Annotated in this window: 26 protein-coding genes and 2 pseudogenes; 18 read left to right on the plus strand and 10 right to left on the minus strand. The window is 64.2% G+C overall.

All coding sequences use genetic code 11. From position 1 onward, the window contains the following. The first annotated feature begins 180 nt into the window (after nt 1-180). From ACW7G5_RS11785 to ACW7G5_RS11860, 16 genes and pseudogenes are all read left to right on the plus strand, one after another. Nucleotides 181-417, plus strand: coding sequence for a DUF6500 family protein (locus ACW7G5_RS11785; protein WP_457004765.1), 237 nt, complete (start codon nt 181-183; stop codon nt 415-417). Nucleotides 418-971: 554 nt separating this feature from the next. Continuing rightward, complete coding sequence (gene crcB, locus ACW7G5_RS11790; protein ID WP_457004767.1) at nt 972-1,349, plus strand: fluoride efflux transporter CrcB; 378 nt, start codon at nt 972-974, stop codon at nt 1,347-1,349. 728 nt (nt 1,350-2,077) lie between these two features. Beyond that, the gene (locus ACW7G5_RS11795) at nt 2,078-2,770 is read left to right on the plus strand and encodes a hypothetical protein (protein ID WP_457004769.1); all 693 of its coding nucleotides are present in this window, start codon (nt 2,078-2,080) and stop codon (nt 2,768-2,770) included. Nucleotides 2,771-2,827: 57 nt separating this feature from the next. Next, a complete protein-coding gene (locus ACW7G5_RS11800) occupies nt 2,828-3,154 on the plus strand; it encodes a hypothetical protein (protein WP_457004771.1) in 327 nt (108 codons plus the stop codon). 76 nt (nt 3,155-3,230) lie between these two features. Next, nucleotides 3,231-3,677, plus strand: a complete 447-nt coding sequence (locus ACW7G5_RS11805; protein WP_457004772.1) for a hypothetical protein — start codon at nt 3,231-3,233, stop codon at nt 3,675-3,677. A 163-nt stretch (nt 3,678-3,840) separates the two neighbouring features. Continuing rightward, a complete protein-coding gene (locus ACW7G5_RS11810) occupies nt 3,841-4,137 on the plus strand; it encodes a type II toxin-antitoxin system RelE/ParE family toxin (protein ID WP_457004774.1) in 297 nt (98 codons plus the stop codon). 2 nt (nt 4,138-4,139) lie between these two features. Then, on the plus strand, nt 4,140-4,436 hold the full coding sequence (locus tag ACW7G5_RS11815) for an addiction module antidote protein (protein ID WP_457004776.1): 297 nt from the start codon (nt 4,140-4,142) through the stop codon (nt 4,434-4,436). 149 nt (nt 4,437-4,585) lie between these two features. Next, nucleotides 4,586-4,846 carry a DUF6429 family protein gene (locus ACW7G5_RS11820; RefSeq protein ID WP_457004778.1) on the plus strand — a complete coding sequence of 87 codons (261 nt, stop codon included), beginning with the start codon at nt 4,586-4,588 and terminating at the stop codon, nt 4,844-4,846. Nucleotides 4,847-5,900: 1,054 nt separating this feature from the next. Continuing rightward, on the plus strand, nt 5,901-6,455 hold the full coding sequence (locus tag ACW7G5_RS11825; protein ID WP_457004779.1) for a DUF6933 domain-containing protein: 555 nt from the start codon (nt 5,901-5,903) through the stop codon (nt 6,453-6,455). Nucleotides 6,456-6,613: 158 nt separating this feature from the next. Beyond that, nucleotides 6,614-7,015, plus strand: a complete 402-nt coding sequence (locus ACW7G5_RS11830) for a hypothetical protein (protein WP_457004781.1) — start codon at nt 6,614-6,616, stop codon at nt 7,013-7,015. Between the two features lie 156 nt (nt 7,016-7,171). After that, complete coding sequence (locus tag ACW7G5_RS11835; RefSeq protein WP_457004783.1) at nt 7,172-7,429, plus strand: type II toxin-antitoxin system prevent-host-death family antitoxin; 258 nt, start codon at nt 7,172-7,174, stop codon at nt 7,427-7,429. Then, nucleotides 7,417-7,737 carry a type II toxin-antitoxin system RelE/ParE family toxin gene (locus tag ACW7G5_RS11840; RefSeq protein ID WP_457004785.1) on the plus strand — a complete coding sequence of 107 codons (321 nt, stop codon included), beginning with the start codon at nt 7,417-7,419 and terminating at the stop codon, nt 7,735-7,737. The genes ACW7G5_RS11835 and ACW7G5_RS11840 overlap by 13 nt, the downstream gene beginning before the upstream one ends. Nucleotides 7,738-8,185: 448 nt before the next feature. Continuing rightward, nucleotides 8,186-8,296 (plus strand): annotated as a pseudogene (locus tag ACW7G5_RS11845) (IS5/IS1182 family transposase); the annotation flags it as partial. A gap of 357 nt (nt 8,297-8,653) precedes the next feature. After that, entirely contained in the window at nt 8,654-9,139 is a 486-nt protein-coding gene (locus ACW7G5_RS11850) for a hypothetical protein (protein WP_457004786.1), read from the plus strand. A gap of 34 nt (nt 9,140-9,173) precedes the next feature. Next, nucleotides 9,174-9,692 carry a hypothetical protein gene (locus tag ACW7G5_RS11855; protein ID WP_457004787.1) on the plus strand — a complete coding sequence of 173 codons (519 nt, stop codon included), beginning with the start codon at nt 9,174-9,176 and terminating at the stop codon, nt 9,690-9,692. Further along, entirely contained in the window at nt 9,674-10,249 is a 576-nt protein-coding gene (locus ACW7G5_RS11860) for a hypothetical protein (protein WP_457004788.1), read from the plus strand. The genes ACW7G5_RS11855 and ACW7G5_RS11860 overlap by 19 nt, the downstream gene beginning before the upstream one ends. Nucleotides 10,250-10,300: 51 nt before the next feature. Here the strand turns inward: ACW7G5_RS11860 and ACW7G5_RS11865 are convergent, their stop codons facing one another. The 3 genes from ACW7G5_RS11865 to ACW7G5_RS11875 are packed head-to-tail and all read right to left on the minus strand — an operon-like array spanning nt 10,301 to nt 14,009. Next, nucleotides 10,301-12,022, minus strand: a complete 1,722-nt coding sequence (locus ACW7G5_RS11865; protein ID WP_457004790.1) for a M28 family metallopeptidase — start codon at nt 12,020-12,022, stop codon at nt 10,301-10,303. Between the two features lie 31 nt (nt 12,023-12,053). Beyond that, on the minus strand, nt 12,054-13,199 hold the full coding sequence (locus tag ACW7G5_RS11870) for a serine hydrolase domain-containing protein (RefSeq protein ID WP_457005091.1): 1,146 nt from the start codon (nt 13,197-13,199) through the stop codon (nt 12,054-12,056). Nucleotides 13,200-13,214: 15 nt separating this feature from the next. Next, on the minus strand, nt 13,215-14,009 hold the full coding sequence (locus ACW7G5_RS11875; RefSeq protein WP_457004792.1) for a rhomboid family intramembrane serine protease: 795 nt from the start codon (nt 14,007-14,009) through the stop codon (nt 13,215-13,217). Between the two features lie 146 nt (nt 14,010-14,155). Between ACW7G5_RS11875 and ACW7G5_RS11880 the strand changes: the two genes are divergently transcribed. Next, nucleotides 14,156-15,322 (plus strand): class I SAM-dependent rRNA methyltransferase, encoded by a 1,167-nt coding sequence (locus ACW7G5_RS11880; protein ID WP_457004794.1) that lies wholly within the window; start codon nt 14,156-14,158, stop codon nt 15,320-15,322. A gap of 66 nt (nt 15,323-15,388) precedes the next feature. On the opposite strand, the gene ACW7G5_RS11885 is transcribed toward ACW7G5_RS11880, so the two are convergent. Next, the gene (locus tag ACW7G5_RS11885; protein ID WP_457004796.1) at nt 15,389-15,742 is read right to left on the minus strand and encodes a DUF488 domain-containing protein; all 354 of its coding nucleotides are present in this window, start codon (nt 15,740-15,742) and stop codon (nt 15,389-15,391) included. Between the two features lie 102 nt (nt 15,743-15,844). On the opposite strand from ACW7G5_RS11885, the gene rmuC reads away from it, so the two are divergent. Further along, nucleotides 15,845-17,167, plus strand: coding sequence for a DNA recombination protein RmuC (gene rmuC, locus ACW7G5_RS11890; RefSeq protein ID WP_457005093.1), 1,323 nt, complete (start codon nt 15,845-15,847; stop codon nt 17,165-17,167). Nucleotides 17,168-17,232: 65 nt separating this feature from the next. On the opposite strand, the gene ACW7G5_RS11895 is transcribed toward rmuC, so the two are convergent. The 6 genes and pseudogenes from ACW7G5_RS11895 to ACW7G5_RS11920 form a co-directional block, all read right to left on the minus strand. Next, nucleotides 17,233-18,375, minus strand: coding sequence for an MlaA family lipoprotein (locus tag ACW7G5_RS11895; protein WP_457004798.1), 1,143 nt, complete (start codon nt 18,373-18,375; stop codon nt 17,233-17,235). Nucleotides 18,376-18,392: 17 nt separating this feature from the next. Beyond that, nucleotides 18,393-18,692 (minus strand): STAS domain-containing protein, encoded by a 300-nt coding sequence (locus ACW7G5_RS11900; RefSeq protein WP_457004800.1) that lies wholly within the window; start codon nt 18,690-18,692, stop codon nt 18,393-18,395. Beyond that, nucleotides 18,676-19,344 (minus strand): MlaC/ttg2D family ABC transporter substrate-binding protein, encoded by a 669-nt coding sequence (locus ACW7G5_RS11905; protein ID WP_457004801.1) that lies wholly within the window; start codon nt 19,342-19,344, stop codon nt 18,676-18,678. Before ACW7G5_RS11905 ends, ACW7G5_RS11900 begins: the two co-directional genes overlap by 17 nt. Further along, complete coding sequence (gene mlaD, locus ACW7G5_RS11910; RefSeq protein ID WP_457004803.1) at nt 19,341-19,883, minus strand: outer membrane lipid asymmetry maintenance protein MlaD; 543 nt, start codon at nt 19,881-19,883, stop codon at nt 19,341-19,343. The genes ACW7G5_RS11905 and mlaD overlap by 4 nt, the downstream gene beginning before the upstream one ends. Nucleotides 19,884-20,020: 137 nt before the next feature. After that, nucleotides 20,021-20,770: an MlaE family lipid ABC transporter permease subunit gene (locus ACW7G5_RS11915; RefSeq protein ID WP_457004805.1), complete on the minus strand. Its 750-nt coding sequence runs from the start codon at nt 20,768-20,770 to the stop codon at nt 20,021-20,023. 77 nt (nt 20,771-20,847) lie between these two features. Then, a pseudogene (locus ACW7G5_RS11920) lies at nt 20,848-21,678 on the minus strand (ABC transporter ATP-binding protein); the annotation flags it as partial. Nucleotides 21,679-21,732: the final 54 nt, after the last annotated feature.

A 21,732-nucleotide genomic window follows, 5' to 3' on the forward strand; every position in this document is an offset into this window, starting at 1 on the left:
GTGGTCGGATGCCCGGCAATGAGACGTATCCCGTCGTCGTTCACTGCTTATCTTATGGCAGCAATGCCTAACAATTCATTCAAGCCGACACCGCTTCGCGGCGCGGCTTAATTCTGGCGTTAGGCCTCATCCAAAATTTTGTGCGGCCCGCAGCCAAACCACAGGACCTGTCATAACAGCATGAATCATGCTTTGAGAGCTAAGATTATCCAAGTCTGCGATAGCAAGATCTTCGCAAAAGGGCCCAACGTTGGCCTGTCTTTCTACGCGTTTTTCTCAAACAAGAATGATGACCCCACCGCACTAATGGATGCTGCCAAGTGGTGGATACTTGAGAACAAGCTTGATCACTTTGAAAAAGCGGTCAAAATCCGGGCGCTGGCTATGGGCGACCAGCCACCATGCACTGAGGCCTAACAGTTCGTTCAAGCCGAAACCGCTTCGTTACGGCAAAGGCATGGCAGAAAAAGATTGCCATGCCTTTGCCTCCACTACGCAGTTCGGCTTAACTCGGGCGTTAGCGCCCATGGCATCTGCGGACTACATCGTGTTTCTTGGTCTCGTTGCAGGAGGGCTCTTCTTGATGCTCCTTCCGTGCTTCGTGGCACTGCTATTCGCCTGCCTCGGCCCTTTGCCAAGGAAGTTCCTGTTTGCTCTTGCTTGTGCCGTAGTGACATACGGCCTCACTGTAGTAGTTCTTGTCGTCCAAGCTCCGCTACTTGCGGCATCGACGCACTTGGCTCCGACCTGGGCACACTTGGGGCACCATCGCCTAGCCAACGCTGTTGGGGACTCTGCGCAGTATCTTGGCTACGCAACCACACTTGTTCCGGTCGTGCTTACAGTGCTGGTCCCCCTATGGCTCAGGAAGCATTGGGTGGCATTGCTCTCGGCGGTGGGCGCTAACAATTCATTCAAGCCGACACCGCTTCGCGGCGCGGCTTAATTCAGGCGTTAGGCCTCAAACACATATGAGCGCGTACTTGTGGGTAGGACTCGGCGGTTTCATCGGATCGGTGGCCCGTTACGCTGTGGCCGTCGGGTTAGGTGCTGCGCCGGCGGGGCGCTTTCCGTGGGCCACTTTCGCTGTCAATTGTTTGGGCTGTCTGCTGATCGGCCTGCTCGCAGGCATTCTTTCCAAGACATCCGTCTCTGAGCCGGTTCGCCTGTTCCTGGTCACCGGTATCCTCGGTGGCTTCACTACCTTCTCGGCGTTCGGGCTAGAGTCGCTCACCCTCCTGCGGCGCGGAGAAACCAGCCTTGCCCTGCTGTACATTCTTGGCAGCGTACTCGTGGGCATTGCTGCGGTCTGGCTAGGTCTTCGTTTCACCAGCGGAGCTGAGGCCTAACAATGCGTTCAAGCCGAAGCCGCTTCGTTCCACCAACCACATGGCAGGTAAAGCTTGCCATGTGGTTGGCTCCACTACGCGTCTCGGCTTAACTTAGGTGTTAGCTGCCTCGAGAGTTCCCTGTGACTTCATTTGAACTTCTAGACAAAGTGGCTGATTCATACACACCGTTGCTCGGTGTCGTCTGGCTCGCGCTCGTTAGCCAGTCGGCATTTTTTCGGCAATGGCGTCAGGCGTTCTGGCGACTTGCCCTCGGCTTGTTCGCGCTTGTTATCGCCTATTCCTTCATGTGGGCTGACAACGCGCTCTTGTGGTGGCCCTCCGTCGGACTCGATTACAGCACTCACTCCGCGGTTGCACTCGCTCTAGCAGCGGCTATTGGCACCAGCTCTCCTAGACTGCGGCTTCCTGTGGCTGCGACTTTAGTGGCGTACTTGCTTCTCATGCTCTATCAGCAGTACCACACAGTTGCAGACATCGCCTCCACATCGGCAGCGGTGGCTGTACCCCTTGCGGCTCTTGTGTATGTCCTGCAGGGTCGCGTTGAGGCAGCTAACAATTCATTCAAGCCGAAGCCGCTTCGCGGCTCGGCTTAATTCAGGTGTTAGCTGCTCAAACATATGCGCACTTTCCTAATCTTATTGCTCTTGTTCCTTCTCGCCGGAACGGCGTGTAGCCCTAGAGCACCTGATAAGGAAGCGGAGAGGGTGCTCTTTGTAGGCAACAGCTTGACCTACGTAGGAAATTCGCCTGCCGTCTATTCTGCACTCGCAACTGCGAACGGCCATCCAACTGAAAGCGACATGATCGTCCGCGGTGGAGCGACGCTTACTCAACGCGTGTCTGACGGTTCAGTAGAAAAGGCTCTGTCGCAACGGGCCTATGCCGTGCTGGTGCTTCAAGAGCGAGGAGGCGACTTTACGTGCTCGTTCGGTCCGGACTCATGTGTGGAGTCCCGCTCAGCGTTGGAAGAGCTAGTGAGCTTGGCGGAAAAAAAGGGGCTGAAGGTTGTTCTGCTTGGCACCTATCAACCTCATCCTAATTCATCAAAGAAAATTGTAGAAAAGGAGTCGGCGGCTGCGAATGAAGCCGGGATCGCCTACGCCGAGGTTTCTGAGAGGCTGCAGAGGCTGCGCGAGGCTGAGCCGGATCTCGGCTGGTTCGCTGAGGATGGGATGCACCCCGGAAGGGAGCTCGCGCTACTGAATGCAATGCTGATATATCAGGCATTACATGGCACCTGGCCAGCTGCCCAGCCACTGCAAGTTAAGAGTCCAATTTACGGGACCACAAGCGGGCTGGATGAGCGGCTGAGGCGAGCTGGAGATCCGGCTCCGCTGCCGGAGACACCCAGCGAGGTGACCTACTCATCTGATACGTTAAAGCGGTTGCTTCGCGTGATCAGTAGCGCAGGCAGCTAACAATTCATTCAAGCCGATGCTGCTTCGCGGCACGGCTTAATTCAGGCGTTAGGCCTCATGTTCAAGAAAATCGCACTCATAGTCATTGTGCTACTACTGGCATTGGCCCAGAGCTACTTCATTTACGCCGTTCAACACGGTGCTGGGGGCGCCTTCACTAGTGCGTGGAGTAGCTTCAATCTCACTCAATCAGGCTACTCGCAGCTTGTATTTCTTACCATCAAGTGGTGGTGGGCCTTGCCCGTGTTTTGCCTGGTTCTGGTCGGCATTGCCGTCTGGAGGCCCAAGATACGGCACGTCACTCTTGCGCTCACCTTCAGCTTTATTGGCACCATAGCTTTGTACTGGTCTGCATATGCCCCCTCTTTGCTCATCCGCGTATGAGGCCTAACAATTCATTCAAGCCGAACGCCACAAGTCGCGTCGGCTTAACTTAGGTGTTAGGCCGCTGAGGAACTACATGGCCAGTCCAACCAACAAGCTTCTGGTAGTCGGCGCCGCCCTTAGCGGGATCGCGGCGCTGATGCATCTGGCGTGCCTTGCAGTAGGCGCTCCGCTGTTTCGGCTGTTGGGCGCTGGAGAGCAAATGGCACAGCTGCACTTGGCCGGCCACTGGTATCCCACCGTCGTTACCCTGGTCATTGCTGCCGTCCTTGCTGGGTGGAGTGCTTACGCTCTCTCCGGTGCCGGTGTAATTCGCCAGCTGCCGTTGCGGCGTGCCATTCTCTCCGCAATCACGACCATCTACATTGTTCGGGGCGTCGCATTCGTGCCGGTCATGGCGCACTTCCCCGGAAACAGCATGACGTTCTGGGTTGTGAGTTCTTCCATCTGCCTACTGATCGGCCTCGTCCATCTTGTGGGCCTTCGGCAGTCTTGGGGCAGGCCTTCTGGCGGTGCGGCCTAACAATGCGTTCAAGCCGAAGCCGCTTCGTTCCGCAAAGCACATGGCAGATACAGCTTGCCATGTGCTTTGCTCCACTACGCGTCTCGGCTTAACTTAGGCGTTAGGCCTGACACCGAGCATCTTCGCAGCTTGACAGTACGTATCCGAAGGGATACGGTGCGCCATGAGCATATTCCTTCGCACGTCGGAGTTCGACGCGTGGCTGAAAGGGCTACGGGATCCGATGGCAACAGCTCGCATCGCGGCGCGCATCCGCTCCGCAGAAGGGGGCAATTTCGGTGACTGCGCCCCGGTTGGAGACGGCATCTCCGAGATGCGGATTCACGTTGGTCCTGGATACCGTTTGTACTACTGCCGGCGCGGCGATGTTACCTATCTGCTCCTCTGCGCAGGGGACAAATCGTCCCAGCCGAAGGACATCCTGAAAGCCAAGACTCTCCTCAAGAGTCTGGAGAACTGACCATGAAGAACATCGCCGCTTTTGATGCCGCCGACTATCTCGACAGCGACATTGTCATTGCTGAGTACCTAAATGCCGCGTTGGAAGATGAGAATCCCAACGTGTTTCTTCAGGCAATCGCTGACGTTGCAAAGGCTCGAGGTATGAGCAAGCTGGCCAAGGACACTGGGCTTGGTCGTGAGAGCCTGTACAAGGCTTTGGCTCCGGGCGCAAAGCCACGGTACGACACCGTACTCAAGCTGATTCGCGCGCTTGGTGTCGAGCTGCATACAACGCCGGCTCATGCAAGTCAGGCCTAAAAATGCGTTCAAGCCGAAGCCGCTTCGTTCCGCAAAGTACATGGCAGGTACAGCTTGCCACGTGCTTCGCTCCACTACGCGTCTCGGCTTAACTTATGCGTTAGGCCGGAGGCGTTGCGCGCCCTTCGAAGCAGGCTTAGTCTTCAAACATGGCTTACGATCAGTCCCGAATTGATGAGGCGATCTTGGCGCTTCTTGCAGCCCACCTCTTCGACACGAACAGTTCCTGGAAGGGTTATGACTTCAGCGTCATGGACCGCCTCCACGAGGCTGGCTACCTGTTCAATCCGGTGGGCAAGCAGAAGTCGGTGCAGCTCACGGAAGAAGGAATGGAGCGCGGGCTAGAGCTTGCCAAGAAGCTCTTCGGAACCGCTGAAGGTCAGAGCACTGGTCAGCACCCCGGTGCCTAACAATGCGTTCAAGCCGACGCCGCTTCGCGACGCGGCTTAATTCAGGCGTTAGCGCTCATGAGACAGTTCGCGATCCTTATATTGCTCTTCACAGCATCAGGCGTCGTACTTTCAGCTGAACGCTGTTCGGTCACAGAGCGGGAATTGATGGGCGCTTGGAGTAGGAGCAGCGATTCAGGCTTCTTCGAGGATTTTCTACTGGAGTCGGACGCTAGCGGACGCACCTTCAGTTCATGGCTTCACCAAAGACCAGAACTCTCTGGAGCCACATGGGGCCTAGAGGACTGCCGGTTAGTCGTCACTCCTCAACGCGGCGAGTTGGCCCCATTTCGGCTGAAAGTCCTTGCGCTCCAACGAGGCAAGTTGCGGTTGTATGATGAGTCAGATCACGTGGGGTCCATCTATGTACGTATCCCGGATGAGCCCTAACAATTCGTTCAAGCCGAAACCGCTTCGTTACACCAAAGGCATGGCGGGTCCAGCCAGATCCAGGCTGGCCTTACACACATCGATTCCTGCTGCCGTCATCCCGATTCTCCGCTACAGTCGAGTGGTCGAGAGCATCGCGCCCGAGGCCCACGCTTATCGGTTCGAGGGCAACCTCGAGCAACTGTTCGGGCGCAGGGCGCGAGATCCGGGTGCGGCCCCTGCTAAGTTACGGTGGTGCTACACCGAGGCGTTATCGGGCGCACACGCCGGGCTCTCGGCTCTTAGGCTAGGGGAAACTCAAGACATAAGGTGTTAGGCCCCACACCACACTTTCATTGGAAGCTCTACCAAAATGAAACTCAAGAGTTGCTTTACTGTGGTCGCTGTACTGATAGCTGGATGTTCTGTACTTCAAAACGGCGGGCCAACGGAGGGCCACGAGACTCATGGTGCTGGGCAAGGACATGAGAATTGTGAGCTGGCCAGAGAGCGATCCAACCAAATGGCTATCGACCTCTGGTGCAAGTAGATCGCTATTCGATCCGGCGGGCCCTCACAATTCATTCAATCCGAACCCGCTTCGCAGGTCGGCTTAATTCAGGCGTTAGGCCGTATATGACACGTCATGGCTGATCTAATCGTTACGCGCGCCATAGCTGCGAGAGCTCGTATCAAACGAGATCACTTGGGCGAAGCTCAGGCGACCGACGTGCCGCTTGGCAATTGGTACGTTACGTTCCTGCCAATGGCAGAGCGGAACGCCTTTGTGTATATGAGTAGTCGCACTCAGCTGAGCTTCCTCATGCTGGAGGGAGAGCGCCTCACGGCCGAGAAGCTGTTCATAAGCTTAGTTCGGGGCATTTCCCTAGTGCTTGAGCTCGCTGGTTATCCGGAGCATGTGCGGGAGCGAGTGATGAACGGGTATCGCTCTGTTGCTTTTGCGAGAGCGTCTGATCTTTCCAAGCTCGGCGTACTGACCAACTGCGCACTCGATTATGAGGGCTTCATTGAGCAGGATGGCGGCTTGAACCGCTGCAGTCTTGACCAGCTGGTAATTGACATGAACTCCCGCCCGGCCAAGAAGCTAGGGTTCAGTACGCCGCTTGAAGAGACCGCCAAGGCGCTTGGCGTGCGGCCTAGCAAATCATTCAAGCCGATGCCGCTTCGCGGCACGATTTAATTCTGGTGTTAGGCGCGCTCGAGGCCATGGAGGCTTACTTGAAGAACTCTTGTTTCAGAACAATTGCCACGGCTGCTCTGATAGTCGTTCTTGTTGCAGGCTGTAAGACTCGGCCTACGGTTGGAATGCAAATGGTTCTTCCTCCCATGGCGGAGGTCATGGATGTTCCGAAGGACAAGACCTTTCTTATGGCGTCCGCGGTGACACAGCCCTTGCCAGAATATCCTTCCGGGGTGCAGCGCGGCGCCAGTGCGAACGTATGCATAGAGTTCGTGATTGACGAGAACGGTGCCGTCGCCTCCGCAACCCCTCTCTATGATCTTCCCGAGTGTCCCGTACCACAGGAAGAACTAGACCCACATTTTATTGGCTCTGCCGTAGAGGCAGCAGGTCGCTGGCGGTTCCTGGCGGCAGCGATATGTACGTTCCCGGAAGGGGTTGAGGCGACGGATGATTGCTCTGGCGACCAGGTTGTAGTGACTACTGTTGCAATAAAGATTGCTTATGTATTTGCGTTCCAGAGTGGTGGGCGCGTCACTGTGGTCGCAAGGCGCGCCTAACAATGCGTTCAAACCGACGCCGCATCGGGGCGCAAACCACATGGCAGGTAGAGCGTGCCATGTGCTTCACGCCGCGCTGCGGCGCGGCCTAATTCAGGCGTTAGGCCTTTGCTCTCGGCTCTTGCGCAGCTCGAAGTGATACTATAGTGTCACTTTATGCGTACGGAACTCGTCACCACCCTCAAGCGCCAGGCGACCGAGCTCCTCTCTGATATCGAGCGGGACAAGAAGCCCATTCTCATCACGCAGCATGGCTTGCCGAGTGCATACCTCGTGGACGTTGAGAGCTTTCAGCTCATGCAGCAACGCATGACCGTGCTCGAGGGAATTGCTCGCGGCGAGCAGGCGATTGCAGAAGGCCGTGTTGCAACTCACGCACAAGCCAAGAAGCGCCTGGCCCGATGGCTGAAATAGTCTGGTCGGAGCCTGCGCTGAGCGACCTGGATGCTGTTGCCGACTACATTGCGCTGGAGGACCCAGTCGCTGCCTCGGAGCTGGTCAAACGCGTCTTCGCTCATGTCGAGCAACTTGCTGATCATCCAGAGAGCGGCAGCCGCCCCCCAGAGCTTGGGCGGTCACGGTATCGTCAGGTTGTGGAGCCGCTCTGTCGCGTCTTCTATCGCTACGATGGCCACAAGGTATTCATCCTGTACGTCATGCGTGCGGAACGATTGCTTCGTAAGGGGAAGCTGGCATCTCGTACTCGGCAGGCAAAGGCCTAACAATGCGTTCAAGCCGACACCGCATCGGGGCGCAAATCACGTGGCAGGTCCAGCTAGCCATGTGCTTCACGGCCCGCTGCGGCGCGGCTTAACTCTGGCGTCAGCGCTCAATGATTCGACTTGCTTGGCCTGCAACATTTGTTCTTGCCGCCGCCTTTCTCTTTGGGTGCGCGTCTGGTCCTGGAAGCCAAAGCGATGTACTTGCTACGCTACAACCCGGCGCGCCGTTCAGTCAGATAGCGGACACCCTTGAGAAATCCGGATGGAGTACGGACGGCTCGGAGATCACTTGTGGTCAAGGCTACGACGCAATCTGCTTCAAGTCCTTCGCGACAGAGAGTTCGGCTGTTTGCATAGTATTGAATCCCACACCAACCGAGCCGGAATTCGCCAGCTATTCGGCGGGTGAGTGCTAACAATTTCCTAGGGAAGGCCTCAAAAATTCCCTGTGTTCCTGGCGGAGATGGAAGAGGTGGTGCCCTGGAAGGGGCTCGTGAGGCTGATTGAGCCCTTCTACTGCGCTGCAGAACGGGGTCGCCGGCCGTATCCGCTGAAGACGCGGCGCGCTGCGGTAGCGATTGCCTCGGCATTGTTGCGGTCGTTCCTGGCCGAACGGTACTTTGCTCGTTCAAGCCGATGCCGCCTCGCAGTCCTGACGAGAGCGTGCTTCAGGCGCGGGTCGAGAGGGTTACCCGCTTCAAGCGGTCCTGCGGGCGCGGTGAGGCCATATTGGTCATGGCGATCGTCGTGTTGGTTGCGTGGCTGATCCATGCTCCGTCAAGTACTCTCGCGGATTCATTCTGGTGTCAGGCCGCCATGGAGGGCTGCGCGACTGTCTCGATTCGCATCGACTACTGAGTGCCCGGATCGAGCCATTTCCGCGATTTCCGCCGTGGCAGTCGTGTGTGGCGTTGTCTTGCTCCTCATCTTCGCCGACCAGGCTGAAAGAGCAAAAATTGGCACCGAGAGCGCATCATTGCAAGTCGTATGGATTGAGAGAGACGACGCTCCAGACAAAGCAAGCGAAATTCCTGCTTCTTCCGGAGCTGCGGATCGGGAAACAAGGCCTGAAGTGACGGGTCTGAAGGCGCAAGTATCGGCTGAACAAGGCTACGCAGGGATCGACGAGGTTGGTGAGTCAGTGGAGCAGAGCCAGCTCGATCTTTCCCTGCCAACGGCCACGATGGAGTTTCGCCACGGAGTGCTCGAGCGACCGGAGAGAATGGAAAGGGAGTCTGTGATCCAGGTTGTTTTCCAAGACCGCTCGCTCGGTGGCACACTGCAGAGAATGACGCATCGCGGGATATGCGGGGAGCTGAGCCGCGCTTTGATGAGTCAACCGGAGAGCTATGAGGCAATTGAGCGCTCGATGGTGCGACACAATTGCAAAGTTCAGAATTGACCAGCCTGTCAGGCAGCGGCCAAACGATGCATTCATGCCGGAGTTGCATCGCTACGCCGGCAATTCGGCAGGAAAGGCTTGCCATGTCGCCGGCTACGCGCTGCAGTTCGGCTTAACTCAGGTGTCAGGTTTCATGAAGAAAATCCGGCCATTTGTAGCAGTAGCACTTGTTCCGGGAGTCGTCTTGTTCCTGGCATTCGTGGGGTATACGGCGGGCGATGTCTACATGCGTGGCAATTGTGACCAACAGAAATTCGGGTGCCTTGGAAACATCCAGTTCGCTGCGTTCGCTGCTGGGGTCATGCTGATCTGTTCGTTTTCAGGTCATCTGCTCGTTTGTTCAATCTTGCGCAAGGCGGTGCGCGAGCTGCGGGGGCGGCGCCTCGTTTGGGTGGTGGCAACGCTAAGTCTTGGCCAAGGCGCGCTGATCGCTTCGGTCGATCGCTTCCCCGGCGGATCGGTCCCAGGCATGATGGCGGCTTGGGCGGCTATCTCCGCGTTCATGGCGCTCATTGCTCTTTCCGCAGCCCGTACATGGCCGCCTGCCGATTGATCCAGGCCGGCACCCGTTTCGCGGCGCAGCCGGCCCGGGTGACTGTCTGGCCGATGCCTGACAATGCGTCCAACCGGTCCAAAATGGGAAATTTCATGCACTTCGCAAAATCAGCTTCAATAGCCGCGCTTCTGCTGGCGAGCAACCTGGCGATTGCCGGTGAGTATTCCGAGCGTCTGTCAGGGTGTCTTGTGGCGTCCGTCACTGCCGAGGACAAGACCGCTCTTGTCCGCTGGATATTCGGCGCGGTCGCCAGTCATCCAGAGGTGGTGGATATCTCGGGATTGACGCCTGAGTCCTGGGATGAAATATCCAGAAGCAGCGCATCGGTATTCGAGAAGTTGATTGCCGACAAGTGCGCGAGTGAATCCCGCGACGCAATTCTCAATGAGGGAATGGCCGGGTACAAGAGTGCGTTCGAGACCCTTGGAGCAACGGCGGTAGGCGGGCTGATGACCGATCCTGCCGTTACAAAGGCAATGGCGGACCTGGACAGTCATCTGAGCGAAGAGAAACTGATGAAGGCGCTGATGACCGGGATACCACAGGGCGAGTGACGTGGTCCGCCCTGGGGCCGGGTGAGTTCCGTCGGGGTGAGCAGGAAGGCCCTATTGACCGGCGCGCTCGCCGGTCTTTTGCGCCGGGGTCCCGTGGGCCGCGTCGCGATGGCCGAAGAAATCGCCTTCGTTCCATGACGGTCGCTCATCGGCGGCCGCGATATGCCAGGCGGTGCGTGCCGACACGCGCGCCAGGCGGGCGGCGTCGTCGTAGTGGATCGGCAGGTCGGCCTGGTCGCAGGGGCGGTGGTAGCAGTTGCGCATGAACCAGGTGGCGGAGACCTTGGGATCGCGCTCGGGGTCGGCGGCTTCGATGCCGGCGTCGAGATAGACGGCGGGAATGCCTTCGCGCACGAAGGAGAACTGGTCGCTGCGCACGAACACGGCTTCTTCGGGGAAGGGGTCGGGTGAGACCTTCACGCCGATCTCGCGGGCGGCAAGGTCGACCACGGCCTTGAGCGACGAGTGCTCGACGCCGATCGGCACCACGTCGCGGCTGGGCGCGGTGAGCACGGGCATGTCGATGTTGATGTTGGCGACCAATGCATCGCGCGGGACGGTCGGGCGGCTGGCGAACCACTGCGAACCGAGCAGGCCCTGCTCTTCGGCGGTAACGGCGACGAACAGCTGCGAGCGGCGCGGTCGTGTGTCGCCGGCGGCGAGTTCGCGGGCGGCCTCGGTCATGATCGCGATGCCGAGGGCGTTGTCGATGGCGCCGTTGTAGATCGCATCGCCGTCGACTTCGATGCCAAGGCCGACGTGGTCGAGGTGGGCGGTATGCACCACGTATTCGTCGGCGAGGACGGGGTCGCTGCCGCGAAGCATGCCGACGACGTTGCGCGAGTCCAGGCGTTCGACCCGGGTTTGTACGGCGAGCGACAGCCGCACGGGGAGGTCGAAGCCTCCTGGCGTGCCGGTGCGGGCAGCGTTGGCGAGCTGGGCAGCGCTGCGCTCGCCGCCGGCGAACAGGGCGTCGGCGGCGGCGGCGCTGACGCGCGTCACCACGTCGAGGCCGGGCCAGGTGTCGATACCGTGGCCGTCGGCGTCGCGCAGGCGCATGGAGGGCCGCTCCCAGCCAGCGGCGCCGCGGGTCCAGGGCGATCGCACTTCGTCGGCGGCGGTGCCGACCAGGACCACGCCCACGGCGCCACGTTCGGCCACGCTGCGCAGCTTCTCGTGGAGGGAGCTGTTGAATGCGCGGCGGGTGTTGTCGAAGCGCTCCGGCGCGCCGCCGAAGACCACCGCGATCTTGCCGCGCAGGTCGAGCCCGGCGAAGTCGTCGTGGCCAAGCTCCGGCGCGTGGATGGCCTGGCCGACGAACACCGCCGGGGCCTCGATCGCGGCATCGGGGCGGTCGAAGTTCGCCATCGGCAGGAATTCGTCCTGGAAGGCCAGCGAGCGCGACTGGCCCTCGAGGTGGATCTCGAGCCGTGCGCCCTGGGAGGCGATGGTGGCGCGCAGCAGCGGCACGCGCTGGAACCAGCCGCCGTCTTCGCCGCCGGGGACAAGGCCGGCTTCCGCGAAGCGCGCGGCGACGTATTCCGCGGCAAGGTCGTGGCCCGGGGTGCCGGTCTCGCGGCCCTGCATGTGGTCGTCGGCAAGGGCGCGGACGTCGGCTTCGATGCGGTTGGCGGCGGGATCCCGCGAACGTTCGGCGGACGTTGTTGGCGCCGCGCCGGCATCAGGCGCCGGGTCGCGGTTGCAGGCCGGCAGCGCCAGCAGCAGGGTGAGGACGAGGGCGGCCGGCATCATGCGGCGGGCGTCGAAGGACATGGCGTGGCCTGTTGTTGCCGGGGGCGCAAGCCTAGCGCGTGGTGGCGGACCCGCGCAGCCAGGCGTCGCCGATCGCGCGGGCGGCGGCGTAGGGTTCGGGGCCGTTGCGGTTGGTCAGCATGAGCACGGTCAGGCGCTGCGCCGGCCAGCGCAGGATGACGTTGCGGGAGCCGATGGTCTCGCCGGAATGCCACATCAGGTCGCCGTCCAGGCGCCAGCCGTAGCCGTAGGCGGCGACGTTTTCCTCATCGGTGGGCGTGGTGGTCTGCGCGGAGAACGCCAGCGCGCGCGAGGTGTCGGACAGCAGGCGGTCGTCGTACAGGGCGGCGTCCCACTTGGCCAGGTCGTCGATGGAGGAATAGATGCCGCCGTCGCCGAGCACGGCGCTGGTGGTGGACTGGTCGGTGCGGGCCCAGCCGTCGCCGCTGGCGCTGTGGCCGTAGGCGCGGTTGGCGGGTGCGTTGACGCCGTTGACGAAGGCCAGGCTGCTATCCATGCCCAGCGGCGTGAAGATGCGCTCGCGGAGGAAATCGGGGTAGGACAGGCCGGAGGCCTTTTCGACCACGAGGGCGAGCAGGGCGTAGGCGCTGTTGCTGTAGCGGTAGGCAGTGCCCGCAGGGAAGTAGGGCGGGGCGGGGGTGACTGCAGCTGCGACCCGGGCTGCGCAGGGCGCGCCGGTGGCCAGCAGGCACGGCACGTCGGCATCGCGGACCTGGCCTTCGAAATCGGCGGCCATGATGTCTTCGTAGTCGTGCAGGCCGGAGGTGTGGCTGAGCAGGTGGTGCAGGGTCACGCCGTCGGCATTGGCGGGAAGCTCCGGCAGCCAGCGGCGCACGGGGTCGTCCAGGCGCAGGCGGCCGTCTTCGGCCAGCAGCAGCACGGCGGCGGCGGTGAACTGCTTGCTCAGCGAGGCCAGGCGGAAGTTGGTGGCGGGGGTGACCGGGGCGCCGGCGGCGAGGTCGCTCAGGCCGACGCCGCGGCGGACCACGGGCTCGCCGTCGCGCAGCACCAGCAGGGCGGCGCCGGGGACGTCGCCGGTGTAGGGCCGCAGCCGGGCGTCGACTTCGGCCATGGTCGTGTTCTCCGTGGCGTCGTTCGCGGCGGTGGCGGCCGTGGCGGTGGCGGTGGCGGTGGCGAAGGGCAGGATCGCCAGCAGGAAAAGAGTCGTGGGGCGGATGTCCATGCCCGGAGTCTATCGTCGATCGCGCGGCGGGAACTGCAGGATGGTGCCCTGCTCCGCTTCGGGCGACTCGGGACGATTCCACAGGACCGGTACGTCTTCGGGGGTGTCGGGCTCGAACTGTCCACGCTCGGCGGCGGCGCGTTCGGCGTCGGCGGCGGCCTGTTCTTCCTCAAGCTCCCAGCTGTAGCGCTTGCGCGGTGCGGCGGGATCGAGGCGACGGAACAGCCAGGCCGCGACGATGCCGCCGATGGCGCCGCCCAGGTGCGACTGCCAGGACACGCCGGGCTCGCGCGGGAGCACGGTCAACAGCATGCCGCCGTAGAACATGAAGCCGATCATGGTGGCGGCGATGGCGGCGCGGTCGCGGCGCAGCACGGCCAGCGTCATCACCAGGAACATCAGGCCGTGGGTCACGCCGCTGGCGCCCAGGTGGTACGAACCCGGCGCGCCCAGCAGCCAGGCGCCGAGGCCGGAGCCGAGCCACATCAGCGGCAGGCCGCGCAGGGTGGCGCGCGGGTAGACCCAGCCGGCCAGGGTGCCGAGGAACAGCACCGCGACGCCGTTGGCGACCAGGTGTTCCAGCGAGCCGTGCAGCAGGGGGGCGGTCAGCAGCCCGAACAGGCCGGCGGCGCTGCCGGGGGCGACTGCGAACGCGCGCGCACTGAAGCCGGCCTGGGCGGCGTAGACGATGGCCAGCACGGCGACGAAGAGTGCCGATGCTCCGGCGGCGCGGCGGAAGCGGCGCCAGTCGGCGACGCGCTGGGCAGCGGAATCGGGCGGATGGTCGTCGTGGGGCAGGTGCATGATCCGAAGCATGGCGGCGGATGGCGGCAACGCAAGGGCTGCGGGGAGCGTGGAGAGTGGAGACCCTTGTCCGCACATCGCCCGGCGGCGGTCCGGCAGCGGCGCGCCGGGGCGTCGCCATCGGAGCGACCCGGTAGAATCGCGCCATGAACGAAGCCCTCCCCGTAGTCCGCCTGCGCAACGCCTGGCGCTCAAGCCACCCGTGGATTTTCCAGAAGCTGGTGGAGAAGCCGACCCCGCGGCCCAAGCCCGGCACCATCGTCGACGTGGTCGGCATCGACGGCGAGTGGATCGGCCGCGGTTTCTACAATGGCCATTCGCGGATCGCGGTGCGGATCCTGGAGACGCAGCTGGAGGTGGCGGTCGACGCCAGCTGGTTCGCGCGGAAGATCGCCGAGGCGGTGGCGCTGCGGCGCGAGGTGCTTCGCCTGGACGAGGTGAGTGACGCCTGGCGCGTGGTGCACAGCGAGGGTGATGGGCTGAGCGGCCTGGTGGTGGATCGCTACGCCGACCTGCTGGTGCTGGAGTACTTCTCGGCCGGGATGTTCCGCCATCGCGAGTGGATCATGGCGGCGCTGCGCGAACAGTTCCCGGGCTGCCGCTTCCACGCGTTTGCGGACGAGCACGTGCAGAAGCAGGAAAGCTTCGACTTCCACGGCACGCCGGGCACGGAGCCCGCGATCATCAGCGAGCACGGCATCCGCTTCCGCGCCGATCCGGCGGGGGCGCACAAGACCGGCTTCTTCGCCGACCAGCGCGAGAACCGCGAGTGGCTGAGCCGGCAGGTCGCCGGCAAGCGCGTGCTCGACCTGTGCTGCAACACCGGCGGCTTCGCGGTGTATTCGGCCGTGCGCGGCGCCAGCGAAGTGACGGGCGTGGACATCGACGCCGACGTGATCGAACTCGCCAAGGGCAACGCGAAGTTGAACGGCGTGCGCCCGCGCTTCGTGCAGGCCGACATCTTCCCGTGGCTGCGCGACGCGTCCAACGCCGGCGAGCAGTACGACGTGGTGATCCTGGATCCGGCGAAGATGACCCGCGACCGCGAGCAGGTGATCCCGGCGCTGAAGAAGTATCTGGACATGAACAAGCTGGCGCTGTCGGTGGTCAAGCCCGGCGGGCTGCTGGCGACGTTCTCGTGCACGGGGCTGGTGGCCGAGGACCAGTTCCTGGACATGCTGCGGCGGGCGGCGTTCTTCTCCAACCGCACGGTGCAGGTGCTGAAGGTGTCCGGCGCCGGGCCGGACCATCCGTTCATGGCGAACGCGCAGGAGTCGCGATATCTGAAGGCGGTGTTCTGCCGGGTGCTGTAGGGCGCGACCACCCGGAAGCGCGTCCTGCAGGAGCAGCCATAGCTGCGGTCGCAGCTGTAGCTGCTCCTACGGGGATTTGCCGAGGTATTCGGCGAGGGCGACGGCGTTGTTGTGGGCTTCGTCCTTCGCGGCGTAAAGCAGGGTGGCGTTCTTCCCGTGGCCAAGGGCCTTGCGCAATTCGGCCAGTCCGTCGGGGTTGTCGTCGAGCTCGGCGAAGTAGCGGCGCTTGAACCCGGTCCATTTCGCCGGGTCGTGGTCGAACCAGTCGCGCAGCGCATCGCTCGGGGCGACCGATTTCACCCAGGGCACGCCGTCGAGGTCGGCCTTCGATTTGCCGCGCGGCCACAGGCGGTCGATGAGCACGCGGTGGCCTTCGTGGCTGCTGGAGTCGGCGTAGACGCGGCGGACGTGGATCTGCATGTGGCCTCCGTCGCAGGGGATGCGACCTGGCCCGGCTACACTGCTCCGATGGATGTTCAGACCTTGTTGATGCTGGTATTGGCGGCGGTGGCGGTGGCCATCGTGTTGCTTGTGGTGCTGTTGCTGCGGCGCCCGGAAGCGGCGCTGGTGGCGCTGCGCCAGGAGCTGGAAGAGGTGCTGCGGGCTGAGCAGCGCGACGGGCGCGGGGAGCTGCGGCTGCAGCTCGACAGCCTGGGCATGGCGCAGGGCCAGCGCATCGATGGCTTTGGCGCCCGGCTGACCGAGTTCAGCGCCCGCACCGACCAGCGCCTGGACGTGCTGCGCGAGGCGCTGGGCGAGGACGCGCGCAAGGCGCGCAGCGAGGGCGCGGAGGCGCAGCAGCGCTTCGCCGACCAGCTTGGCCAGCGGGTGACCGAGCTCACCCAGCGCAACGAGCAGCGCATCGGCGAGATGCGCGCCACGCTGGAGTCGCAGCTGAAGTCGTTGCAGGCCGACAACGCGCAGAAGCTCGAGCAGATGCGCGAGACCGTCGATGAAAAGCTGCAGACCACGCTCGAGGCGCGCCTGGGCGCGTCGTTCAAGCTGGTGTCCGAGCGCCTGGAACAGGTGCAGCGCGGCCTGGGCGAGATGCAGGAGCTGGCCGCCGGCGTCGGCGACCTCAAGCGCGTGCTGGGCAACGTCAAGACCCGCGGCATCTTCGGCGAGGTGCAGCTGGCGGGGTTGCTGGAGCAGGTGCTGACCATCGAGCAGTACGAAACCAACTGCGCCACCGTGCCCGGCAGCGGCGAGCGCGTGGAGTTCGCGATCCGCCTGCCCGGCTCGCAGCCGGGCCAGCCGGTGCTGCTGCCGATCGACGCCAAGTTCCCGCGCGATGACTACGAGCGCCTGCTCGACGCGCAGGACCGTGCCGATGCCGATGCCGCCAAGCAGGCCGCGACCGCGCTGGAGCGCCAGGTGCGCCTGGAGGCCAAGCGCATCCGCGACAAGTATCTGGCGCCGCCGCACACCACCGACTTCGCGCTGCTGTTCCTGCCCACCGAAGGCCTGTACGCCGAAGTGCTGCGCCGCCCTGGGCTGTTCGAAGCGCTGCAGCGCGACTTCCGCGTGACCATGGTTGGACCGACCACGCTGCTGGCGCTGCTCAACAGCCTGCAGATGGGCTTCCGCACGCTGGCCATCGAGCAGCGTTCAAGCGAGGTCTGGCAGGTGCTGGGCGCGGTGAAGAGCGAGTTCGGCAAGTTCGCCACGGTGCTGGAGCGCGCGCACGGGCAGCTGGACACGGTGCAGAACAGCATCAAGCAGGCCGGCGTGCGCACGCGCGCGATCGAGCGCCAGCTCAAGGGCGTGGAGTCGCTGCCGGGGGCGGCGGCGCAGGAGTTGTTGGGGGAGGAGATTGGCGCGAACGGGGACGATCCGGTGGCGTGAATCGCCGCTATAGCGGCTCCTACAAAAGCCGGGCCGGTCAACAGCCGGGCGAGTCAAAAGCCGGGTCAGTTCGGGGACGAGCCGGGAATGATGGGCATCACGTCCACGGGGACGGTGGGGTTGGCTTCGTCGTCGAGCAGGTAGTCGGGGAGGTCGTCCTGGCCCTCGCGGATGCGGTCGCCGTGGATCTGGTAGTTGCGGCGCTGCATCCAGGCGTCGCGCACCAGGGCGTACTCGTCCTCCGCGCCTTCGCGCAGGCGGTCGACGGCGAACAGCTGGGTGCGCAGGTCGACCAGCTGCAGGCCCTGCAGGCCGATGCGCACGGCGTCGTCGTCGACCTGGCGCAGCGGCGAGACCTGGCCATCGCCCACCAGGCCGAAGACGTCGCGCACGGTGCGCGGGCCGAACAGCGGCAGCTCCACGAAGCGCGAAGACTCCCAGCCCCAGACGCCCAGGGTCTGGCCGAAGTCCTCGCTGCGGTTGGGGATGTTCATGCGCGAAGCGGGGTCGAACAGGCCGGCGACGCCGAGGGTGGCGTTGACCAGGAAGCGGCCCAGCGACTGCCCGGCTTGCTTGGGCTTGCCCTGCAGCAGCGCGTTGAGAGCGCTGACCGGCTGGCCGAGGTTGTTGAAGAAGTTGCCGACGCCCAGGCGCACCGGACGCGGCGCCACCTTCATGTAGGCGCGCGCCAGCGGCTCGGCGACGGTGCGATCGATCGCCATGTTGAAGCCGTGCACGCGGCGGTTCCAGCCTTCCCAGGGGTCGTAGCTCGCGCCCGGAAGCTGCGCGGGCGTGGGCAGGGTCGGGTCGGCGATCGGATCGTAGACCTGGGTGCCGTACAGGGCGGCGTAGTCGAGTTCGGCCTGGGTGGGTGCGTTCGGAGTGGGGCCGTCGGCTTCGAAGCCGTCCCGGGCCGCGTTGACCGCGCCGGAATCGACATCGGAATTGGCACCCGGGGATGCGGCGGCGGCGTCGCGCGCGGCACCGTGGACGGCCGGCAGCCCGTCGCCTGCGGCCGGATCGGGCACGATTGCGGATTCCACCGGCGCTGCCGGTTCGACACCCGCCGCCGGCGAACCAGCGGCCCCGACGGCCTCGATTGGCGCGTCGGCGCGCGACGCCGTCCCGGCGCAGGCGGCCAGCATCGAGACGGCGAGTGCGAGCGCGATGGCGCGCAGTCGGTGATTGGATTGGCTGTCCGTGCGCATATGTGCTCGTCCTTTATTCAGGAGGCGAAGCCGAGCGACGCGTCCAGCCGATAGGCTGCGCGCAGGTCGGCCAGACCGGGCGGCGCGCCGGACACGTCGATGGCGCCGCCGTGTCCGGTGGCATGGCCCAGCGCGGACAGCAGGGCCAGCCCGGCGCTGTCGAGCCGGGTGACCGCTGTGATGTCCAGACTGCGCGCGCCCGCGACCTGCGCGGCCGCGGCGCGCCACAGGGCGGGCACGGCTTCGCGCACGACGGCGCCGCTGACGCGCAGCGCGTCGCCATCGCGTCGCACGCTGGCCTCAGTTGCTGCCGGCATCGGCCTGCACCCGGCCGGCGCTCAGGTCGGCCGCCACCGCGCGGATCGACTTGCGCGACAGCGGGGTGTCGAACTGCTGGCGGAAGGTCTGCACGAAGGACACGCCTTCGACCATCACGTCGAACACGCGCCAGCCGTCGGCCGTCTGGCGCATCAGGTAGTCGACTGGAATCGGCTCGCCGCCGGAGCGCAACATCTCGCTGGAGACCTTCACGCCCAAGCCGCGCGGCAGCGGCGTTTCCGACTTCAGCCGCACCCGGAGCTGGGTGTTGAAGTCGAGCAGCGAACTGCCGTAGCGGCGCATCAGGCTTTCGGCCAGCGCGTCGGCGAACACCTTGACGTCGGCGTCGCTGGCGCCGCGGCCGTGGCGGCCCAGCACCTGGCGCGCGGAGTAGTCGCGGTCGAACATCTGGTCGAATTCGCTGGTGATGAAGGCCTGCAGCTTGCCGCGGTCGGCGGTGAACTCGGCGCGGCGCGACTCAAGCGTCGACAGCACGCGCTGGCTGTTGTCGAGCACCAGCTTGCTGGGCGATTCGCCCTGGGTGGCGGCGGCTGCGGGCTTGGCGGCCGGGGCCTGGGCCAGCGCGGAAAACGGCGCCGTGGCGAGGATGGCCGAGGCCAGCACGAGGGGAAGCAGGGGGCGGACGGTCATGGGGTGGTCTCCGTGGGGGACGGGGTGTCGTCGGCGGCGGGTGCCGCGCCGGTGTCGCCACCGGCAGCGCCATCATTGCCACCGCCGCTGAACATGTACTTGCCGACCATCTGCATCAGGTCGACGGCGGGCTGGGTGTAGACCAGTTCTTCGCCGGGCAGGAACACTTCCATGTCGCCGCCGGGCTGCAGGCCAACGTAGCTCTCGCCAAGCAGGCCGCCTGTGAGGATCTGCGCCGAGGTGTCGATCGGGATCTCGTTGAAGCGGTTGTCGATCGCCAGGGTCACGATGGTGTCGAACTTCACCGGATCAAGGTCGATCGCCGAGACGCTGCCGATCGTCACGCCGCCGACCTTGACCGGTGCGTTGGGGCGCAGCTGGCCGAGATTGGTGAAGCGCGCGGTCAGCTCGTAGGTATCGCGTGCGAAGCCGAACTTGCCGTTGGTCGATGCGACCGCCAGCACCAGCACGGAGGCGAGCGCCAGCAGCAGGAAGGCGCCGACGGCGAACTCGAGTCTTGGGCCACGGGATGTGTTCATTGGGACACCTTTAAGAGCTTTTTTTTGCCACGGATTTACGCGGATGAACGCGGATTAAAAACAGAATCTCTGCATGGGCTTTTGCCTTATCCGCGTTCATCCGCGTAAATCCGTGGCAAATATGCTTTTCACGCGGCTCATCGGAACAGCAGCGCGGAGAGGACGAAGTTGAACATCAGGACCAGCAAGGAGGCGTTGACGACGGCGCGGGTGGTGGCGACCGAGGTGCCTTCGATGGTCGGTTCGGCGTGGAAGCCGACGTAGGCCGCGACCAGGGCCGCGGTGCCGCCGAAGACGGCCGACTTCATGAACGCGACCAGGAAGTCGGAGCGGAAATCGACCACGTCGCGCATGGTCTGCCAGAAGGTGCCGTTGTCGACGCCGAGGATCTGCACGGCTTCGAACCAGCTCGCGGTCAAGGCCAGGCTGACGAAGAACGCGGTCAGCAGCGGCACGCAGATCACCGCCGCCCAGAAGCGCGGGGCGACGGCTTTGGCGATCGGGTCGATGGCCATCAGGCCCAGGGCCTGGATCTGGTCGGTGGCGCGCATCAACGCCAGTTCCGCCGCGATCGACGAGCCCGCGCGGCCGATGAACAGGAGCGCGGTCAGCACCGGCGCGAGCTCGCGGTACAGGCCCAGGCCGATCAGCACGCTGACCTGGTTGGAGGCGCCGTAGGTTTCCAGCGCGCGGTAGCCGAGCAGCGTCAGCGACAGGCCGACGAAGGCGCCGCCGACGGCGATGATCGGCAGCGAGCGCGCGCCGATCTTGTAGATCTCGCGGACGAGTTCGGTGAAGAAGTCGCGGGTGGGCTTCGATGCCGCGATCACCGACAGCGAGAACAGGCCGGCGCGGCCCAGCGAGCGGGTGCTGGAGATGATGGGCATCAGCGGGCCTCGGCGTCGGGACGGGGCGTGGCGGGTGTCGCCGGCGAGGCCGACCCGGCGTGCGTGGCGGCCGGGTACGCGCTCGCCCTGTCCCTGCGTGCGGACGCTTGGTCGGACGTGGTCGAGGCCGGGTCGAAGGCGATCGGGCCGTCGGGCTCGCCGCGCAGGAACTGGCGCAGCAGGGGATCGTCGCTGGCCTCGAGTTCGGCCGGCGTGCCGGTGAAGACGATGCCGCGGTTGGCGGTCACCAGCACCTGGTCGGCGATCGGCAGGGTCTCGCGCACGTGGTGGCTGACGATGATGCTGGTCAGGCCGAGCGTGGCGTTGAGGCGCGCGATCAGGCTCATGATCACGCCCGAGGCGATCGGGTCGAGCCCGGTCAGCGGCTCGTCGTAGAGCATCAGCGGCGGGTCCAGCGCGATCGCCCGGGCCAGCGCCACGCGGCGCGCCATGCCGCCGGAAAGCTCGCGCGGATAGAGATTGGCGGCGGTGCGCAGGCCCACGGCGTGCAGCTTCATCAGTACCAGCTGCTCGATGACCGGTGGCGGCAGCTTGGTATGCGCGCGCAGCGGCAACGCGACGTTCTCGCCGGCGGTGAGGTCGGTCAGCAGGCCGTTGCCCTGCAGCAGCACGCCGATGCCCTTGCGCAGCTCGAGCAGTTCGCGCTGGCGGCGGGGCACCGGCTGGCCGAACACTTCCACGGCGCCTGCGGCCGGCACCAGTTCGCCGGTGAGTGCGGCGAGCAGGGTGGACTTGCCGCTGCCCGAGGGCCCGAGGATCGCAGTGATGCTGCCGCGCGGGACCACCAGGTCGATGCCGTCGAGGATCGTGCGCGCACCGCGGTCCAGGCGCACGCCGGAGAGGCGGACGGCGGGGACGGGCGATGGCGTGGGCGATGCTGGAGGCATGGGCTCGGGGCGGGGGACCGGGGACGGGTAAAACCCGTGAAGCTTCGCGTGCTG

Source organism: Luteimonas sp. A501, assembly GCF_054052085.1.

What these genes read in the sequence shown, in the direction of transcription:
- ACW7G5_RS11785 (WP_457004765.1), top strand. Translation starts at nt 181, where the DNA reads ATGAATCATGCTTTGAGAGCTAAGATTATCCAAGTCTGCGATAGCAAG.
- crcB (WP_457004767.1), top strand. Translation starts at nt 972, where the DNA reads ATGAGCGCGTACTTGTGGGTAGGACTCGGCGGTTTCATCGGATCGGTG.
- ACW7G5_RS11800 (WP_457004771.1), top strand. Translation starts at nt 2,828, where the DNA reads ATGTTCAAGAAAATCGCACTCATAGTCATTGTGCTACTACTGGCATTG.
- ACW7G5_RS11805 (WP_457004772.1), top strand. Translation starts at nt 3,231, where the DNA reads ATGGCCAGTCCAACCAACAAGCTTCTGGTAGTCGGCGCCGCCCTTAGC.
- ACW7G5_RS11810 (WP_457004774.1), top strand. Translation starts at nt 3,841, where the DNA reads ATGAGCATATTCCTTCGCACGTCGGAGTTCGACGCGTGGCTGAAAGGG.
- ACW7G5_RS11815 (WP_457004776.1), top strand. Translation starts at nt 4,140, where the DNA reads ATGAAGAACATCGCCGCTTTTGATGCCGCCGACTATCTCGACAGCGAC.
- ACW7G5_RS11820 (WP_457004778.1), top strand. Translation starts at nt 4,586, where the DNA reads ATGGCTTACGATCAGTCCCGAATTGATGAGGCGATCTTGGCGCTTCTT.
- ACW7G5_RS11825 (WP_457004779.1), top strand. Translation starts at nt 5,901, where the DNA reads ATGGCTGATCTAATCGTTACGCGCGCCATAGCTGCGAGAGCTCGTATC.
- ACW7G5_RS11830 (WP_457004781.1), top strand. Translation starts at nt 6,614, where the DNA reads ATGGATGTTCCGAAGGACAAGACCTTTCTTATGGCGTCCGCGGTGACA.
- ACW7G5_RS11835 (WP_457004783.1), top strand. Translation starts at nt 7,172, where the DNA reads ATGCGTACGGAACTCGTCACCACCCTCAAGCGCCAGGCGACCGAGCTC.
- ACW7G5_RS11840 (WP_457004785.1), top strand. Translation starts at nt 7,417, where the DNA reads ATGGCTGAAATAGTCTGGTCGGAGCCTGCGCTGAGCGACCTGGATGCT.
- ACW7G5_RS11855 (WP_457004787.1), top strand. Translation starts at nt 9,174, where the DNA reads ATGCCGGAGTTGCATCGCTACGCCGGCAATTCGGCAGGAAAGGCTTGC.
- ACW7G5_RS11860 (WP_457004788.1), top strand. Translation starts at nt 9,674, where the DNA reads ATGGCCGCCTGCCGATTGATCCAGGCCGGCACCCGTTTCGCGGCGCAG.
- ACW7G5_RS11865 (WP_457004790.1), bottom strand. Translation starts at nt 12,022, where the DNA reads ATGTCCTTCGACGCCCGCCGCATGATGCCGGCCGCCCTCGTCCTCACC.
- ACW7G5_RS11875 (WP_457004792.1), bottom strand. Translation starts at nt 14,009, where the DNA reads ATGCACCTGCCCCACGACGACCATCCGCCCGATTCCGCTGCCCAGCGC.
- ACW7G5_RS11880 (WP_457004794.1), top strand. Translation starts at nt 14,156, where the DNA reads ATGAACGAAGCCCTCCCCGTAGTCCGCCTGCGCAACGCCTGGCGCTCA.
- ACW7G5_RS11885 (WP_457004796.1), bottom strand. Translation starts at nt 15,742, where the DNA reads ATGCAGATCCACGTCCGCCGCGTCTACGCCGACTCCAGCAGCCACGAA.
- ACW7G5_RS11895 (WP_457004798.1), bottom strand. Translation starts at nt 18,375, where the DNA reads ATGCGCACGGACAGCCAATCCAATCACCGACTGCGCGCCATCGCGCTC.
- ACW7G5_RS11900 (WP_457004800.1), bottom strand. Translation starts at nt 18,692, where the DNA reads ATGCCGGCAGCAACTGAGGCCAGCGTGCGACGCGATGGCGACGCGCTG.
- ACW7G5_RS11905 (WP_457004801.1), bottom strand. Translation starts at nt 19,344, where the DNA reads ATGACCGTCCGCCCCCTGCTTCCCCTCGTGCTGGCCTCGGCCATCCTC.
- mlaD (WP_457004803.1), bottom strand. Translation starts at nt 19,883, where the DNA reads ATGAACACATCCCGTGGCCCAAGACTCGAGTTCGCCGTCGGCGCCTTC.
- ACW7G5_RS11915 (WP_457004805.1), bottom strand. Translation starts at nt 20,770, where the DNA reads ATGCCCATCATCTCCAGCACCCGCTCGCTGGGCCGCGCCGGCCTGTTC.